1 protein-coding gene is annotated in these 275 nt (G+C 42.9%); it reads left to right on the top strand.

From position 1 onward, the window contains the following. The coding region (locus QWY29_RS20475) for an oligonucleotide/oligosaccharide-binding-fold domain-containing protein (protein WP_300963064.1) at window positions 1-275 on the top strand (275 nt) is incomplete at both ends.

Below are 275 nucleotides of genomic sequence, written 5' to 3'. Positions count from 1 at the left end.
ACTTCCACTACAACTGGCTTATCTATCACCTGAAGATGAGAACAAGCAGTATATACTTGTACGACTGTACAGAAGTGTCACCATACTGCCTCCTGTTCTTTGGAGGAGATATTTCCATCCAGAAAGATAAGGATCAGGAAATTATTGCTGTAGATGAGTGGTTTGTGTTTCAGTCTCCAGAAAGAATTGCCCATCTTGTTAAGGGACTAAGAAAGGAACTGGATAGCCTTCTACCAGAGAAGATTGAAAGCCCTCATCCTGTAGACTGGGACGCC

This window comes from Nocardioides abyssi (assembly GCF_030412915.1).
Taxonomy (GTDB): Bacteria; Actinomycetota; Actinomycetes; order Propionibacteriales; family Nocardioidaceae; genus Nocardioides; species Nocardioides abyssi.
The sequence above is the reverse complement of the archived record's forward strand: the minus strand, read 5'-3'. Positions and strand labels throughout refer to the sequence as shown.